The organism is uncultured Phascolarctobacterium sp., assembly GCF_934190775.1.
In the GTDB taxonomy this organism is placed as follows: domain Bacteria; phylum Bacillota; class Negativicutes; order Acidaminococcales; family Acidaminococcaceae; genus Phascolarctobacterium_A.
The window spans coordinates 60,865-78,706 of record NZ_CAKPTG010000009.1 but is presented as its reverse complement, the minus strand read 5'-3'; the positions used below and the strand labels follow the sequence as shown (position 1 = coordinate 78,706).

At 43.0% G+C, this 17,842-nt stretch carries 14 protein-coding genes and 1 tRNA gene; 5 read left to right on the top strand and 10 right to left on the bottom strand.

The features are described from left to right. Positions 1 to 55: 55 nt before the first annotated feature. The 7 genes from Q0G26_RS06580 to Q0G26_RS06550 form a co-directional block, all read right to left on the bottom strand. The gene (locus Q0G26_RS06580) at positions 56 to 1,063 is read right to left on the bottom strand and encodes an ABC transporter substrate-binding protein (RefSeq protein ID WP_293829254.1); all 1,008 of its coding nucleotides are present in this window, start codon (positions 1,061 to 1,063) and stop codon (positions 56 to 58) included. Positions 1,064 to 1,268: 205 nt separating this feature from the next. Beyond that, the gene (locus Q0G26_RS06575) at positions 1,269 to 2,174 is read right to left on the bottom strand and encodes a sugar-binding domain-containing protein (RefSeq protein ID WP_293829253.1); all 906 of its coding nucleotides are present in this window, start codon (positions 2,172 to 2,174) and stop codon (positions 1,269 to 1,271) included. Continuing rightward, positions 2,175 to 2,492 (bottom strand): hypothetical protein, encoded by a 318-nt coding sequence (locus Q0G26_RS06570; protein ID WP_009146435.1) that lies wholly within the window; start codon positions 2,490 to 2,492, stop codon positions 2,175 to 2,177. It lies immediately after the preceding gene. Then, a complete protein-coding gene (gene lsrF / locus Q0G26_RS06565; RefSeq protein WP_210685413.1) occupies positions 2,493 to 3,374 on the bottom strand; it encodes a 3-hydroxy-5-phosphonooxypentane-2,4-dione thiolase in 882 nt (293 codons plus the stop codon). A 14-nt stretch (positions 3,375 to 3,388) separates the two neighbouring features. Next, a complete protein-coding gene (locus Q0G26_RS06560; protein WP_293829252.1) occupies positions 3,389 to 4,381 on the bottom strand; it encodes a dihydroxyacetone kinase subunit DhaK in 993 nt (330 codons plus the stop codon). Between the two features lie 59 nt (positions 4,382 to 4,440). Beyond that, a complete protein-coding gene (dhaL, locus tag Q0G26_RS06555; RefSeq protein ID WP_293829251.1) occupies positions 4,441 to 5,058 on the bottom strand; it encodes a dihydroxyacetone kinase subunit DhaL in 618 nt (205 codons plus the stop codon). A gap of 153 nt (positions 5,059 to 5,211) precedes the next feature. Beyond that, complete coding sequence (locus Q0G26_RS06550) at positions 5,212 to 6,504, bottom strand: M23 family metallopeptidase (RefSeq protein WP_293829250.1); 1,293 nt, start codon at positions 6,502 to 6,504, stop codon at positions 5,212 to 5,214. A 387-nt stretch (positions 6,505 to 6,891) separates the two neighbouring features. Here Q0G26_RS06550 and Q0G26_RS06545 point away from each other — a divergent pair. Then, a tRNA-Ala gene (locus Q0G26_RS06545) sits at positions 6,892 to 6,967 on the top strand. A gap of 505 nt (positions 6,968 to 7,472) precedes the next feature. Here the strand turns inward: Q0G26_RS06545 and Q0G26_RS06540 are convergent. Together Q0G26_RS06540 and Q0G26_RS06535 are read right to left on the bottom strand one after the other, a co-directional pair. Next, positions 7,473 to 8,453: a nucleotidyl transferase AbiEii/AbiGii toxin family protein gene (locus Q0G26_RS06540; protein ID WP_293829249.1), complete on the bottom strand. Its 981-nt coding sequence runs from the start codon at positions 8,451 to 8,453 to the stop codon at positions 7,473 to 7,475. Beyond that, positions 8,450 to 9,112, bottom strand: coding sequence for a hypothetical protein (locus Q0G26_RS06535; protein ID WP_293829248.1), 663 nt, complete (start codon positions 9,110 to 9,112; stop codon positions 8,450 to 8,452). The genes Q0G26_RS06540 and Q0G26_RS06535 overlap by 4 nt, the downstream gene beginning before the upstream one ends. Positions 9,113 to 9,789: 677 nt before the next feature. Between Q0G26_RS06535 and mobC the strand changes: the two genes are divergently transcribed. The 4 genes from mobC to Q0G26_RS06515 all read left to right on the top strand — a co-directional run bounded on the left by mobC (position 9,790) and on the right by Q0G26_RS06515 (position 13,800). Continuing rightward, positions 9,790 to 10,149, top strand: a complete 360-nt coding sequence (gene mobC / locus Q0G26_RS06530; RefSeq protein WP_293829247.1) for a plasmid mobilization relaxosome protein MobC — start codon at positions 9,790 to 9,792, stop codon at positions 10,147 to 10,149. Further along, positions 10,136 to 11,248, top strand: coding sequence for a relaxase/mobilization nuclease domain-containing protein (locus tag Q0G26_RS06525; protein ID WP_293829246.1), 1,113 nt, complete (start codon positions 10,136 to 10,138; stop codon positions 11,246 to 11,248). The genes mobC and Q0G26_RS06525 overlap by 14 nt, the downstream gene beginning before the upstream one ends. 1,013 nt (positions 11,249 to 12,261) lie before the next feature. Continuing rightward, positions 12,262 to 12,681: a hypothetical protein gene (locus Q0G26_RS06520; RefSeq protein WP_293829245.1), complete on the top strand. Its 420-nt coding sequence runs from the start codon at positions 12,262 to 12,264 to the stop codon at positions 12,679 to 12,681. Positions 12,682 to 13,041: 360 nt separating this feature from the next. Beyond that, positions 13,042 to 13,800, top strand: a complete 759-nt coding sequence (locus Q0G26_RS06515; protein ID WP_293829244.1) for a DUF6088 family protein — start codon at positions 13,042 to 13,044, stop codon at positions 13,798 to 13,800. A 232-nt stretch (positions 13,801 to 14,032) separates the two neighbouring features. Here the strand turns inward: Q0G26_RS06515 and Q0G26_RS06510 are convergent, their stop codons facing one another. Then, a complete protein-coding gene (locus Q0G26_RS06510; protein ID WP_293829243.1) occupies positions 14,033 to 17,830 on the bottom strand; it encodes a helicase-related protein in 3,798 nt (1,265 codons plus the stop codon). Positions 17,831 to 17,842: the final 12 nt, after the last annotated feature.

The window sequence follows — 17,842 nt, the reverse complement described above, 5'->3', positions numbered from 1 at the left end:
AATCTTCTTAGCGAAAAAAGAGCCTGCTTTTTGATTAGCAGGCTCCAAATTTTAATTATTTAATAACCTCTGCACCCTTCAGCAAATCTTCAGGAACCTTCAAACCAATCTTAGCTGCTTCCTTAAGATTAATGGTAGGCTTAAATTCTTTTTGGGCCTGAATAGCCATATCAGCCGGTTTAGACTTGCCGCTCAGAATATCAGCAGCCATCACACCGGTTTGGAAGCCAAGCTTGTAATAATCAACACCCAGGGTTGCAAGACCGCCGGCTCTTACCATACCGCCTTCAGCACAGATAACTGGAAGCTTTGCTTCCTCAGTTACACTGATTAAAGTAGGAATAGCAGATGCCAATACATTGTCAGTAGGTACATATACTGCCTGTACATCACCTGCCAGACTGCGGGCAGCCTGTTGAATATCATTAACAGTAGAAACAGTAGCTTCCTTTACGGTAATGCCCTTGGCAGCTGCAGCCTTCTTCAGCAGCTCAACCTGCAGTTGGGAGTTAACCTCACTGGAGCAATAAATTGTACCGATGGTTTTAGCATTCGGAACCAGCTTCAGCAGTAAATCAAGCTGCTCGGCAACAGGGTTCATATCAGTTGTACCGGTTACATTAGTGCCCGGTTTAGCATCATCCTTAACCAGCTTAGCGGTTTTGTAGTCAGTTACCGCAGTAGCAACGATAGGAATATCGCTGGTAACATTGGCTACAGTCTGCGCTGCAGGAGTTGCAATAGCACAAATCAAGTCTACCTTATTGTTTACAAAGCGATGAGCAATGTTCTGCAGATTGGATTGGTCAGCCTGCGCATTTTGTTTGTCAAAAGTAATGTTCTGACCTTCCTTGTAGCCCTTAGATGCCAAGCCGTCAACAAAGCCCTTGTTAGCTGCATCGAGCGCTTCATGCTCAACCAGTTGTACAATGCCTACATTAACCTTTTCAGCCTTTGCACCTGCTTCCTTTTTGTCACCGCCGCAGCCTAATGCCCCCAAGGCGAGGGTCAGCATCAAGCCAGCTGCCAATGCTTTAATTTTGTTGTTTTTCAGAGAAATCATTTTCTACCATCCTTCCATGCTACAAAATTCGTATAAATGTAGTTAAAGTTATTTTATGCTTTTATATTTGATTTGTAAAGTTTTTTGAAATTTTTTCTCTATTTAGTATTTCGAAGTACCTTTAATGTATAAAAAGTTACATGTTCTACCGTAAAAAGGAAAACTGCCTCACACCTATAGCGTGAAGGAGTCTTTTTAAATTCAGTTATTTCAATAGCTTTTTGGCCTGCTCTTCGCTGACAACAAGATGCGTAAACAGTCCTGTTGCCAAAGCACCAAGCAAAGCTTTGCTGCTGGCATGAAGTCCTAGGCCAATCAGCTTTTTGCAGTGACGTAGCTGTGCCAACGGAATATGCAGACAGTAATCATTATTACCGCTGATGAATTCACCGCGCTGATTATAATAATATGACAAAAAGCTTCCTACTGCCTTTTGTCGCTCTAAGACATCACCGAAACGTGTTGCCGTTGCTTCATCAGGCACGGCAGGATAACCGCAAATGGAAACAACAGCAGCATCCAGACTCTGCCATTGCTGCAAAAGCTGTTGATACGCCTGTCCCGCTTCCAGCTCAGCACGTTCCTCTTCGGAAGCAGGAAACGCATTGCAGCCCAGCATATAGCTGCTACGGCCACAGGCATCTGCCCATATTTTTACCAGCTCATCCGGATGATAGCCCTTATTGGGAAAATGTGCCTTGCCAATAAGCGGATACACCATACCATCCTGCGTATAGCTGCTGCAATCCGCAGCCTTCAGTACAACCTCACCCAAAGCATAACCCCAGCCCAGAGCCAGGCTCTTATCAGCTGTTGTTTCAGCCATAAGATACTGCATAGCCTGCGTCAACACATCCTGTGCATCAGCCAAAACACAGCCCCCGGCCAACGCATACTTAGACTGCAGACGCTGCAATAAATCTGCCTTTCCCTCATCTCCGGCACGGATTTCGATATGCACAATTCCCATCTCACGCGCTCTTGCCAGCATCTTGCTGACAGACGGACGTGACACATTAAGGCGTTGCGCAATTTGCGCCTGCGTCAGATTGCTTTCATAATATAAACGGGCAGCAGCTACAAGCTGTGCCCGTTCATGAACCGATAGCATTTATTTAACTTCTTCCATTAATTCGAACAGAATACCATCCTTCATGATGAAAGCAATGCGGGTATGCTCATCAGCCATCCAGGGCTCAACAATAACCTTATTTTCTGCCAGCTGCTTATCAAGGTCATCAACCTTATAAGCTACATGCACTAAGGTCTGCAGCTCTTCAGGCAACGGAGTATCTTTTTCGAAACGCAGGTATTCAATATGAAATTCATTGGTATCAGGAGTAATGAGATGTGTCTTTATGCCTTCTGCATAAATCTCGCCTTCTCTTGCAACAGTCGTCGGTACGCCGACATGCATAAATTCTTTCATTTAATCCACATCCTTCTGCCATAACTCATAAGCATGATAAGCTGCTTCCGGAGTTGCATTTTCGTGTACAACCATACGGATTGCACGCAGCATAGCCTTCGGTGCGGCAGCCTGCAAAACGTTGCGTCCCATATCAACACCGGCTGCGCCTTCATTTACGGCACGATAAGCCATTTCCAGTGCGTCGCGCTCAGGAATCTTCTTGCCGCCGGCAATTACGATAGGTACGGGGCATGCAGCAGTAACCTGTTCGAAGTTATCACAATAATAGGTTTTTATGATATGTGCGCCGGTTTCGGCCAGCAGACGTGTAGCCAGGGAGAAATAACGCGTGGTACGCTCCATCTCCTTGCCAACTGCTACAACACCGAGAACAGGAATCGCAAAACGTTCGCCCATATTTACATAATAAGACAAATTGCGCAGGGAGTCAAGCTCGCCTGCAGAGCCTACAAAGCATTGAACTGCCATGCAGGAAGCATTCATGCGGATAGCGTCTTCAATTTCTACGCCCACATTGCCAAAGCTCATATCGTCCTTGAGCACGCTGGTGTCTGCAGTGCAACGCAGAGCAACAGCCTTGTGATGGTTTGCGGGAATGCAGGTGCGCAGAGCGCCTCTTGTTGCCATCAGGCAATCCGCATATTGCATCAGCGGCGGAATTGTCAGATCAAGACGTTCCAGACCTGCGGTAGAGCCCATAATATACCCATGGTCAAAGGCCAGCATAATAGTGCGTCCGTCATCAGCAAAAATCTGTCCCAGACGAGACTGCATGCCCCAGCCTGCAGATGCATGTCCCTTTACCGGGAACGGACGCTCCGGCGGAGCAATGCCGATACCATAGTCTTTTGCCAGTACATTACCTTCTTTATCTGCCATGTTCAGTCACCTGCTTAATTTCTGTAGTACGGAGTGCGGCACGGAGCATTCCAGTAGCCAAGCAGCTCGTCATCCATACGTGCAATGAACATCTGGAAGCCTGCGGTTTCCTGTACGGTAAGGATTTCGCCTACAGCACTTGCCACAACCTCAATGCCTTTTTCTGCCAACAGCTTATGGCAGGCACGGAAAATAATCAGCTGTTCCATAAGAGTAGTAGCACCGCTGCCGTTGATAACAACCATCAGCTTTTCGCCTGCTTTTACGTCCAGATCCTTCAGCAGAGCGTCCATCATAATAGCAGCTGTTTCGTCAGCAGATTTCATCGGCTGAGTACCGCCGCCACCTTCACCATGCTGGCCCATGCCGACTTCCATGGTACCTTCGGCAATATGAGCAATTTCCATACCGGTTGCCGGATGAGTAGCGCCTTTGGTAGCAACAGCGATAGTTGCCATGTTGTCAGCAAATTTTTGTGCAATAGCAGCAACCTCTTCCAAGGATTTGCCTGCAGCAGCTGCAGCGCCGGCAATCTTGTACAGAGGAACACAGCCAACGAGACCACGGCGATCATCAGCATTTTCACGCGGAGCGTTAGCAACGTCTTCCTGAGTTACAACCTTAATAACATTGATACCCAGTTTTTTTACCTGTTTCATGGTCAGGTTGCCGGTCAGCATATCGCCTGCATGGTTAAGTACAATGAAAAGTACACCATGACCTTTATCAGCCAGCTTAATTGCTTCTACGCAAGCCTGAGGGCCGGGTGCAGCAAAAATATTACCTGCAACAGATATATCAATCATACCTTCGCCGACAAAGCCGCTGATTGCGGGCTCGTGACCAGTGCCGCCCAAGGTTACGATAGTTACACGATCTGCCTCTGCCAATTTCTTATTTACAATGAGGTTGCCCTGTTCCAAGGTGATGATATCAGGATTAGATAACACAAGACCTTCCAATAATTCACTTGTCAGATTTTCCGGATTGTTAATGAATTTTTGCATAATGACGCCTCCGTTTTTATTTATTTTATTGTTTTTTTAGCTTGCGCTTTATCAGCAAATCAGATTGCGGCAGCCATTGCTGTCAGCAGGATAGAAATAGATGTTGCACCGGGATCTTTAGTACCCAGACTGCGTTCACCAACGTTTTTGGCACGGCCGAAGCGTGCTACCATATCAGCAGTTTTTTCAGCACCCTCGGCTGCTGCCTTACCCATTGCTGCAAAGACAGCCTTTGCATCGCCTTCAGCTGCCATGCCTGCATCAAGAGCAGGATACAGCGCATCAACCATTGTCTTATCACCAATTTTAGCCTTGGAAATGTCCTCAAAATCCTCTTTAGCCTGAGCCAGCATAGCACGAAGCTCTTCCAAAGAAACCTCCTGTGCATCCTCCGGCGCAGCATCAGCAAATCCGCCAAAAACAGTTCCCCATAAAGGTCCTGCGCTGCCGCCGTTACTATTCATAAAAGCCATGCTCAAATCATCAAGCAAATCTTTAATATTAGCACTGTCATGCGCTTCTACCTTATTTTTCATGGATTCTGCCATACGCGCAATAGTAACGCCATGGTCACCATCACCAGCTACGCTGTCCAGCTCGCACAGCATTTTACTTTTTTCTTCAAGCTCAACTGCTGCTGCCAAAAGCATCTTTTCCAACATCTCTAAAGTAAGCATTATTTATCCGCTCCTTTCGTTATTCCAATTGTAGCATTTGTTAGAACATATGTAAACGATTTTTCTGAAATTTGCCTTCTTTTCTGTCAAAAAAAGTTCGTCGCACTAAGTACGACGAACCTAAAAATTTTCGATATCTTATTTTTGTAGTAATCAGATCAGGCTAGAAGGATCAACCTGCTCGCCATAGCGAATAACTTCAAAATGTAGATGCGGACCGGTGCTGTAACCAGTGCTGCCAACATAACCGATAATCTCGCCTTTTTTCACATACTGGCCTGCACTGCAGACAACGCGGCTCATATGTCCATAGGCTGTCTGATAACCATAATCATGGTTGATACGCGCATAAATCCCATAACCGCCAAACCAGCCTGCCTGTTGTACATAGCCTGCCGCACTGGCATAAACCGGCGCACCATAATCATTAGCAATATCAATGCCAGGATGCCAATCGCGACCATAACCGCCAAAGGGGTTAGCACGACCACCAAAAGGAGAAGAAATGCTGCCACCACTAGTAGGCCATTGGCTAGGAGTAACATCACGACGATAGTTTTCAGTCTCAATAGCACTCAGCAAATTTTCCAAATCTGCCTTTTTAGCATCAGCCTCGCGACCAATGTTCTTTTCCTGCTCCAGCACAATGTTAGCCGGATTTGTATCACCCAAGACAGGACCACCCTGACCAGCGTAATCAGAAGCATTGCTCTTAGGAGGCAGCTGCGCACCGCTTTTTTCCATCTGGCTACGAACCTGATCTTCAAGCTTTGATAAAGCTGCCAGCTTTTTCTGGTTGGTTTCTGCCATCAGGCGCAGTTGTCTGATAGTCTGCTCCTGCTCGGATTTAGTCTGCTTATAAGCAGCAAGCTCCTGCTTCTGCTGCTCATTTTGCACAGCAAAATGAGCCAACACACCAATGGTGCAGGTCACAGCAACTAAAAACGAAGCTACTGCTGTAAAAGCATATTTCAAATGAGTCTTTTTAACATGAGTCTTAGCGATATTCTGACCATCCGCAGGAATGAACCAGAAGGTGAAATGCTGATTGCTATGCCACATCATACGCAAGGAATTGTAACGCACCTTAATACGCCTAACAATTCTACGTTGCTTATCCTGTACCTTATTTACAAGACTCATCACCTGCAGACGCACACGACGCTCAAGCATAGACAGCTGAATTTTGGCAACAGCTGCGGCAACAGCTATTACTGCCTTCACCTGTGCAATAAAAGCAATAATTTTTTCTAAACAGTCATTGTATAATAACTGCACTTTTTCTAACAGTTTGGCAACTAATACATTTGCCTTTGCTTTACAGTGATTATATAATGATTGCACTTCTTCTAACAGCTTAGTGTAGAATTCGCTTGCTTTTGTGCCGCAGTAATCATATAATGACTGCATTTTTTTATTACATCGCTCCAAGAAATCCTGACTCATTCCGATACTCCTTTGTTGTTTTTTTATCTACTAATCTGCTATATTCCTTAATGAAACTATTGCAACGCTATTATTTTAATACTTTTTTCGTTTTTAGTCAAATTTTTGCATTTCAAAGCCAATTTTCTTGTTAATCCTGCTGGATAAATTATGTATTTTATGTTACCAGCGCCATAAAGCATCCGTATGCAGGAAATATCAATACATAAGCTTTCTCCTTCTAGCTTACGTCTGCAATATTTACATCTATAATAATATTTAAAACATGCTTTTCTTATTATGATACTTTTTTCTTATACCTTATAATGATCTTTTCACATGCTGCTTGTACAGCATCTTCCCCACTTGACAAAGTCAAACTGTTTTTGTAAGATAGAAATATATTATGGGGGTATAGCTCAGCTGGGAGAGCGCTTGAATGGCATTCAAGAGGTCAGCGGTTCGATCCCGCTTATCTCCACCAGAATTTACTAAGCCGTTGGCCAGGCCAACGGCTTTTTTATTGCAGGATATCTATTTTCTGTCTAATTCTTCCGTTACCATAAAGCAAAACTGAACCCACATTGCACCCAACAAGCATAAATTTCACCCACGCACAAAAACAGCACCCACGCGAAACCCGCATGGGTGCTTGATTTTTTAATGGAGCTACTGACGGGATTTGAACCTGCGACCTACTGATTACGAATAATATATATTTTTAAACACACCATTTTTATACTGCAAAATTAGTAACTTTGTCCTTTTTTTCATTCATTTAGTCCATTTTTGCGGTTTTTTTCCACACAGAATTTTGAGTTTATACAAAATGGGCTTTCAAAAGGGCTCCCTAATTACATCAATTTCTCATATCAACTATACTGAGTACATATATAAATTGCACAACAATTCTACTAACAATCTATAGACTTCAGTTTTAAAAGAGCGTGAGCATTAAAATATAGTGGCTACCTTTAGTGAGCCTAATCCTATAGTTTCAAATTGCGCCATACAGTTTTATTTTTTAATTCTGCTTCAATTTCACCAATAGCCTTCTCTGCATCGGCAAAGCTAATCCTATCCTTGTCCAACAATACATACTGTTTCTGCATGATGTTGTACGCATCCTTAACCATAGATTTATGAATAGAATCTTTCAAAAAGAGAAACTCATCTGGCAGAACATTGGGTATACCATCTAGCCTTTGCAGTTCCTCCTCAAGCCTTATCATTACAAGTTTACGAAGGTGCTCATCATCCCTAATGAATTTCTTGATTTTGGGATGCTCTTTCATCACCGACAAATCGTAGATATGCTTAGCCGCTTCAAATGCTCTATTACCAACATTCGCATTTCTTATATAGGCCTCTGCAGCAAAAAGTTTATCAACGAAGATTCTCTCTAAAGTTATCGTATCAACAGTAAATGGTTTAATCTGATATGTATCTTCCAATATACTTCTAAATCTAGCATCTGTTAACTCATAAAGCATAGGAGTTACCTCTAACGGTGCCACCGGCTCACTAATTGTAAATGATGTTGCCTCAATTTTTACGTTACCAAATCTCTGCAAAGCATCATTTTCGTCAATAACAGTAACTGGATTATAGTTGTACACTGCTATTACCTCAGATCTGTGTGTTACTCCCTTGCTCACATCACGTTCCAACGATACATACTTCTTGGTAGCCTTTTCAAGCAACTTATCACTTCTTGTACGGGTGCAATTTCTTGTATCAACAGATAAATCAATGTCTTCTGAAAACCTATTTGTAGTTTTCAATGCTTTGTACAGAGCTGTTCCACCTTTAAAATAAGCTGGTAATCCATCCCGCTGCAGTCCAGATAGTTCTTTTAACAACAAAACTACATAATAGTCTTTTTCTAAAACATCCTTACGATACCCAGTCTCATTATGTATTGTTTCTAGCAGTACTCTGAAAGCATCCTGATCGTTATGTAGAATCATGCCGCCAATCCTCCTGCAATCGCTGTTTTACTCAGTTGCTTAACTGTATTTCCATTGTAATACTCTCCCGCCAAAGCTAAAAGCATTCTGTAGGACAATCCCAATTTATCTATTAGTTCTGCAATTATTTGGTATGGTTCTTCGGCATCCACAGGTGCTCTGTTAAGAAGCTCTAAAACATCAAGGATCTGTAGATATCTTTTATTATCTTTATTTACAGCTATCTTAGGAGCTTTGGTGACAATACCAAGCACTTTATCCTTTCTAGCACCATGAGCAACCACATTAGTCACAATAACCTTCTCATTAGGAATTTGAGTTGTCAGCCCCCATTTATGCAATAAGGACAGCCCGGATTCATACCCGTTATCACCAGCTAGGTACTTATCCGCAATCACTGCTTCTTTATCAATACCCAATTCGCCAAACGGAGTAACCTTAGTTCTATAATATATTCCCTTTTTATAGAACCGAAAGTCATTTATCAGCCTACCATCTAAAATTCTCTTTAAGGCAACTGCTGTGGCCATTGCAGCTTTTTTTATAGGCATAGCAAACCTTTCTGCGACCTTTTGGGCGAGTCCAGCAGAGTAAATAGGCTTTGCTATTTCGCTCTGCTTAACCAAATAACAAATATAATCCATATAAGATAATTCCATCTCAGCACCTCCCTGTGATATATTACAGCGTATGTTTACTTTATTTTTTATGTTTTTATTATATCATCATTTATCCCATAGTCAAGTGCCACGGAATTCGATGCTAAGTCGACTATCAATCAGTTCTATTTTCCATAGTTGTGTTCCAATTGTGTGGTCCAACGTTCATAATTCATCTCATATAAAACCCTAAATTACAATAGCAAGTCGTACATTCTTTCCAATCCTTTAGGCTGCATAGCTGCTGTCTAGATATTTATCAAAATACTCATCTGGTGATTAGCAACCCATGCACTTCCTAGGTATGTTATCTTCCCATTCCATAGAAAAAAGATATCGTTTTTCTTATGAAATTAAACGACGCAATAAGCAGCAACAACTCAATCAGCTCAACTAACTACACCGCTAAAAATAAGCCATGGAGATGTCTCCTTGGCTTATTTTTTACCGCTTCCTAAATATTAACAACAGCCATTGACACAGCCAACACAAATTAACGATTACGCAACACGACCGTCTATATTAAAGGTATAAGCCAAGGGAGACGACCTTTGCAAGCTCCCCCGAGTGGCAAGCCACTCGACGCTTGTAAGGGGACGTTGTCCCCCTTAACCCCCAAGCAGGGGGGCTAAAGGCCCCCCCTTGCAACCCCCAAAAATACCCAAAGGAGGCTCAACATGATGCGACGCAAATCATATGCGATTACAGTCCGATTTTGCCCGGCTGACTATACAGCCATCCAGACAAAAATTGCCAAATCGCATCAATTACAACAGGACTACATTACAGCCGCCTTACTCGACGGCATGATAATCGATACGGCAGGAGCGCAATCATTGCTCCCAGAGTTACGCCGGCAAGGCAATAATCTTAACCAGTGCGCTCGACGACTCAATCAGCTCCGACAGTACGACGCACAGCAGATCGAGCCGATTCTGTCGGAGCTGCACAGGACATTACAAAGCCTAATGAATACCTATGCGGCGATACAATCGCCAATAGTAACAGAGAGGAGGGACAACAATGGCGACAATTAAGGCGATATCCTCCAAAGCACCGATACGGACGGCTGTCCAATATGTCAAACATGACAGCAAGACCACCGATGGATTAGTCAGCGGCATCTACTGTGAACCCAAAACAGCTATACAAGATATGACGGCGGTCAAAAGACGCTGGAGCAAGACTGACGGCAGGACCTATAAGCATTACGTACAGTCCTTTGCACCCGGAGAGGTTACCCCAGAGCAGGCGCATGATATTGGGTATCAGCTGGCGTCGACTTGCCCTCAGTGGGACGGCTATCAAATACTCATAGTAACTCACGTGGACCGAGAGCATATCCATAACCACATCATAATTAATAGCGTCAGCTGCCTTAATGGTCGCAAACTCCATCTCAGCAACAGGGATTTGGACCAAATCAAGCAGCACAGCGACAGCATCTGCCGTGATCACGGACTGTCCGTCTGCATCAAGGGCAAGACCCACGACGGCAAGGACAGGGAGGATCCCACCGCATGGGATAAGGCGACCTACGAGCGTCTGTTGGCTGCTCAAACCGCCGCTGAGCAGTCGGGACAGCACGACATCAGCTGGCTGTACGATGCCGCAGAGGCTGCCATGCTGGCTGCCCATCAGGCGACCAGCCGTGCCGAGTGGTGCGAGCTGATGTCCTCCAAGGGCTACGAGGTCGACTGGCAGGATAATCATAAGCACATCGTGCTTATCGATAAGACGCGCCGTGATGCAGGCGAGCGTAAGTATAAGGCTCGGACAAGCCGATTAAGTGATAGATTTAAGGTCGATCTAACCAAGGAGGGATTACTTAATGTCTTTGCGGGCAATGCAGAGCGAGCAGCAGTCATCAACGCAGCTATTACAGCAACAAGTAATACAGCTGACGCAAGCCAATCAGCTCTTAACGCAGCAAGTGCAGCAACTGAGCGACAAACTCGCGACCGTAAGCAACAGCGACTTAATACTAGAGCAGATGGCAGCCAAGGAGCAACAGTTGCTGCAACAAGAGCAGGAGCTGGCTCAACGCAAAACCGCTCTGGCAGCAAAGGAGGCACAGCTGGAGCAGCTGCGCCAAGACGTCGCCGCCGAGCGCGAGCAGATGACTACAGCCGTTAATAAGCGACTTGCAGAGATTGACGCTCGCAAAGCAGATTACGACAAGCGTGCCGCTAGTCTGGATGCAACCATAGCGAGCGCAGTCGATAAGCGGACAGCCGACTTACAGCAACGCACAGTCGCCGCCGAGGATAGAGCAGCCAAGGCAGTCGAGACCGCAAAGCAGCAGGCACGACAAGAGCTGCAGAGTCTTACCGATGCTGCTCGCAGGGATTACGTTCGGGCACAGACTGCCTTTGCCGATGCACGCAGACAACAAGCTGCCGCGTACCAAAAGGGCATAGATGATGCTAATACGGCTATCAGAGAGACCAAGGAGGCTACGGACAAGGCTCTGGCGGATGCCCGTAAGCAACAGGCCAATGCGTACAAGACCGGGATGGAGCAAGCTGATAAGCAAAACCTGTATAGAGATTTTGCGTTGTTGATGTACACTGCATTAATTGCTATGGTCTGCATTGGCTTAACTGATTACTACAAGTATGACTTAAGAGTTGTCATTAAGTGGATTGGGGGGAGCATCATGCAGTCTAATCTATGGGTGTACCGCTGTATAGATGCTCTGTTATTGCCAATATTGACTCAGACAACAATAAGACGCATCCTTGCTACAATTACGTATCTCGGCCTGATCGGCTGCGCTATGAGCCTCCTAGCGCGCCGTATAGGAGCCGTAATCGATAAGGTCTATATAATCGCACATGACAACAGACTAACTATAGGCATATTGTTGCCCGTATTAGTTATAACAAGCGAGCTTGCCGCTCCGTACCTGTCTATTAATAGCCTATGGCTGCATGTCCCGGTCATTGCTACAGCCTTATGGATCCGCCACAAACTGCTGAGCAGGTAACGGCACCTGCCAAAAAATCGCAAAAAGCAAGACGAGGTAGATAGAGTAAATAAAAGTATATACCAAAGTTACTGAAACCTCTAGGTTCAATAACTTTGGTATATACATACTAAAAATGCAATTTATAAAAACATTTAATTTTGAAAGGAGTCATCCCAATATGTATCCCCCACCCATGCCTGTTATCCCTAAAATTGACTATGCATCAGCAAAGCAAGCTCATAAGCTTTTGGACAGACTTGATAAGTTTGTTGCCTTTGAAAGGGCCGGTCAAAATCCGGATTTGCGAACGATATTGGCCTATCGACAACACAATCGTTGTCCTATTTGCCACGAAATCATTGCTCATCCATGTTCAGACGAAGCACAAGTGCATCATTCCGACTACACTCGATATTGTTGGTCTAGTTTGATAAAAAGGTACGCTCCAGATACCAAGGGCAATATTTACCGCGAAGTTCCAAACTGCGAGCTTTGTTTTGCCGACCGCCCTGAAATTTCTGAACAGTGCCTTTCTACCCTTTACCTGTTACACGCCGACTGTCATGATAAATTACATAAAAATTCTACTAACAATTGATATACTTCAGTTTTAGAGGACCGTAAACATTGAATATGATGACTGCTAGTACCTTCTCAATCTATCTAATAGCTTTGCAATAACTTGAAAAACGAAAGACTGCTCATTCAGCGGACACCTTCGGGGTCTACTCCCCCACGGTCCGCTCAACGAGCAGTCTTATTGTAGGCACAATAAAGCATATCTTTTAGTAATTTACATATTATCCATATCCACGCACTCCTTACGGAGTGCGACTTCGCTAGATCATTAACTCTAGCCATTGTGTCGTTAGTCTACACAACTTTTTAATTTTAATTTCTATCACCACACTCCTTACGGACAAACCATGCTATAATCTTAATAAAGGAGGAATACGCAATGCTGTACGATTATTTACTAACGCATTATAAGCCAAATGAGCCTATTTTTATAGAAGATATTACTCTGCCAATTAGTCATACCCACTTGCTCCAAAGGTTAAAATCTCTTTGCGATACTGGCAAAATAAAAATATTTAGTAAAGGCATTTACTATATTCCAAAGAAATCCATACTAAAAAATGGCATTACTTTATCACCTACTACTGTCATCAATCATAAATATATTATGAGGTCTGGAAAGATTATAGGATATCATACCGGTCACGCATTGGCAAATCAAATTGGCCTAAGCACACAAGTTCCATGCGTCACTGAAATAGTAACCAATAACACTGCCACTGAATGCAGGAAAGAAACTTTATGTGGGCAAGAATTTATTATTAGAAAAGCTCGGTGTCCTATCACTAACAATAATTACTACATTCTCCAGCTGCTTGATTTATTAAATGATTTAGATAAGTTTACTGACAAACCGCATAATGAGGTTTATGATACCATAAGAAAATACCTCAAAGCATACCATATAACCAAGGAAAAAATTACCCAATACATTGGCACCTATCCTAGCAAGACAGCTGAAATTCTTCTAAACTGCCTCAGCAATCAGCCAAAAGTTATCAATGAAGAATGCACTTCTTTCGACAGTTGCATGGATCCATTTTATTCTGAAGAAAACATGTCTCATCTAACAAGATTAATAGATGATGTAAAATCAGGCAAGGCAAAATTGACAGAGCATGAATTAATCGAAGACTAATGTACCATCCAAAGAGGCTGGAACAAAACCACTCTACCCTTAAAGCTCGACACAATATATTGAAAATCGTTTATACCATTTTCGTGTATACTGTTGGCTTTGGTATAGAGTTCTGAGTTTTGTCCCAGCCTCTTTTTTCTCAACTACTTGATTGGACTATTCATGAGCTAATTTATAGCAGCTCCCGCCTTAGTCTTCCATTGGCGGAAGCTGCTAACATGAGGCAAAGATATCAATTAATTCTATCTTTCCCCTGAAGCCTACGAACTACGTCCTTAGCTAGTATTGCAGAGCGTTTTTGCTTCATACCATCTACTTCGCGTTGCATGCAGTCAACTACTATATTTCTAAGCATACCATTAATGCTTATGGTGACTTTGCCACCATATTCGCTGATGTTAAATAGAAGCGTTTGTGCTTTTCCCGCAAAAATCCCTGATGGAATATCGACAGTAGTGGTAACTGTTTCGTTTTCTGCTATTTTTTTGAAAACATCATTATACGAATCAGCTTGTTCATCATCAGTGAAATGTTTAATAAGAGCAGCAGCCGTAAAGCGAATAAGTTTGGCATTCAGCTCTGCAATTTCTGCGTTCCTAGCTAAAGTATCTTTAATTTGGGAGCTAATAACACTCTCTAATCTAAGCTTGTGCTCTAATTCAGCTTTACACGTATTTATATCTGTTTCCTTCAATACTGCTCTGCCATCAATTTTTAAATTTGCAAGCTGAGCGTAGCTATCTACAAATTGAACTCCGGACGTAGTAGCTACAGCGTAACCAACTAGCGAAATGTTTCCACTAGATACTTCAATACGTCTGAGCCATTTTGCATCTTGTAGCTTGTTCTCCGTATAAGCAAAAACTTCATCTGCTAATTTGCTTCCCCAAGAAAGATATTTAGACGTATCCGACAACTTGCTTCTGTCCTTAGTATAAGACACACTATTCACGCCATCTAATCGTGTAATCATATCGCCATCGACAGACATCATCCCGGATTGAACTAGATAAGAAGAATTGGAAAAAGCATCCCACATATTCTCAACTGTTGCAGGCAAAGATTTTTGTTTTGCATTTTTGCTCAACTTATCGTAAATGTCATAAATATCTTGGGCAGATATTTCCATAGATGCAACTTGTTTCTTTTCTTCCTCCAGTTTTTTCTCCGCTTCTTTAGTAAGTTCATCCAAAGAAAGTTCTTCTGATTGAAGCTTTCGGAAATCATCAGGCGTTACAGGAAGCATAGAAACTTGTTGCGTACCAACAATATAGTTTGCCTCTGTCAAACGACGAAGTAACCGACCATATACGATTTCCTCAGCACTATCAAGATAGCACATATTGAGGACTTCTATCTTAGGGAACTTTTGTCCGATACGGTCTATACGGCCTATACGCTGCTCAATTTTCATTGGATTCCAACCTAAATCGAAATTTATCAGGAAATCCGCTGATTGCAAGTTCAAACCTTCGGCAGCAGCATCAGTACATAACAAAATATCTATTTCCCCAGCGCGGAAAAGTCTTTTTACATGATCGCGACTCGTTTCAACATCCTTGCCTTTTTCTCCATCATAGTAGCACACTTTGCTACCGGAATATACGCCAACTCTCAGCCTAGGCTCCTTTATGGATAAGTACCGGCGAATACTATACAAGGAATCATAAAAACGCGTGAAGATTACAAGCTGTTTAACGCGTTCACCATCTTTGCGTATTTCTATTTCTTCTAGCAGACGACTGATTTTAGAAGGAGTGCCTGTAATATTATTTAGCTTTCCAAGCATTTTTTCTAACTTGTTGGCTTCCCACTCTAAATCTCCTTCGGTACGTGATTTTAGCAGCACATCAAGGGTAATATCGCTGAAGTCCCTTTCATCGTAACCATCATCATCCTTGATGTCCTTCAAAGCTTCTATTGCTTCTCTTAGTTCATCTTCGGTTTCAAACGTTCTTGCTCCCAACAACAGCGTCTTCCTAACCTTGCTTAAACGTCGTTCCAAAGTCTTCTGGATAGCGTATAAGCTAGAGGCGAAGCGCAACTGCAAGAAATTCAACAAAAAAGCAAGTGCATCTTTAGCTTCTTTGTTGTACCTTAACATCTGATTCCGCAACTCTATGCAATACTCTTCTAGCGAAGCATAAAAATCCGCTTCTTCATCTGTAAATTTAATGGCAGCTATAGGACGAATTTTTCGTTTGGCAAGATTACTTTTAAGCTTGCCTTTTGCACTATAAAGCTCCAACAAGGATCTTGTATGTCTTTGCATAACTCTTGCCAACGGAGAAGCTGAAAAAAGAGGTTTCTTAAGATTTTTCACATCGATTCTTTTGGGTTGCTTAAAAGGCATATCTTTCAAAACGTTCTTATTGCGACCATCTATTACTGTAGCATTCAAGAACTCCCATAAATAGTGGTCGAGCATTTCTATTTGAACAAAGCTTTGTCCCATAAAGGACCACTGCTGTTGAGTAAGGTCTTCACCTTTAGTGATATTATACAGTAATTCGAAATAGCCCATACACAAGGACGAGTCCTCCATAAAGGGCCCGGAACGACCAGCTAAGCGGAGTAAATCATACGCCTCTACTGCATCTAACTGCATAGGTGTAGCTGTCGCCATCCATAACGCTTTAGTGTGCTTGCGCACATTTTCACTTAAAAGTTTATAAAGTCGGTTATATTGCGCCATACCGGACGTTCCTTTAGCAGGATTACTTCTACGTGCATAATGTGCTTCGTCCAAAAGGACAATATCAAAATTTCCTGCTGCATTTAATTGCTGTCTGCGTTCCGGTCGCTGAGCCAAGCCGCTAGAAACAACATTTAAAGGTTCCGCGTAAAGGTTATCGTGGTTGCAATCTCTTGCGTATGGATAAGTCCACTCGCTAACAATACCTGTACCATATTGATTCCAGCTACGTGCGAAAGGCAGTAATGCTTTGTCTGCAAGTTCACGATGCCACTGTTCCGTCAATCCTGCCGGTGCTATTACAAGCACTCTTTTGGCTCTGCCGGAAAGGATCAAGCTACGCATCGCTAAAGCTGCTTCAATTGTTTTGCCAAGACCTACTTCGTCACACATCATATACGAATATGGAAAAGTCTCTACTAGTCTACGTGCAACTACTTCCTGATGTGGCCATGCTTCTACAGGTGCAGAATACATACCAACATAGATACCATTAGCCATCTTTGGTGCATCTTTAAGCACAGCAAACTGAAGAAGCTCTTCATTGCTCAGTTTGGGTTTGATATTAACGACAGTTCCATCTATTTCCGTAGGCTTGTTCCGTAAATTTTTAAGTCTGACCAATTTTTTCTTAACTGCTTCAGGCAAAGTGTAAACTTTCATATGTGGGTTTTTATTTGCCCAAAAAGCCTCAAAATCTTTCTTTGCTGTTTCTACTGTTTTTTGGAACTTTGGCCCGTCCCATGCACAGGTTACATGAATGTTTTCCGCGTTAATGGTCAATGCTGTTTTGGATTCGTTGAGAGACCCGCCACAACTAATACTATTCCCCTCGGCATCAGTCATAATGAACCATTTTTCATGGACGTATCCATCTTCATTGTCATCTAAAGAAAGTGGTTTGCCAGTGTTAGAATTAATTCTAAATCCTACTTTTACTTCCAATCTTCCTTTGGCAACCATTTCAGACAGCAGAGCAACACCATTTTTTACTTCGTCGGTCCAAGCATCTTCGTCATCAAGTTCCTGCATTAGTTTATCGGATAATCTTTGAGAATTGCCCTCTAAAATTGCAGCTACATCCTCTAATGCCATATCAGCTCCGACAATAAGGCGCATATGCCCGTCATTCTTTAAAAAACTAGTAAATCCTTGCGAAGCTGCTGCCAAAGAAGTAGAACGGAAATAGCCTGCTACTCTATCATATTTCACGCTACGTTCCAATGCAGGAATATAAAAATCGTGCAGGATGTCAACCGGTTCCCCGTTATCTTTAACACTGGAACTACGATAATCTGCTTCCCATGCTATTTCTTTCAGGCTCTGTGTTTCCATACGCTTTACCAC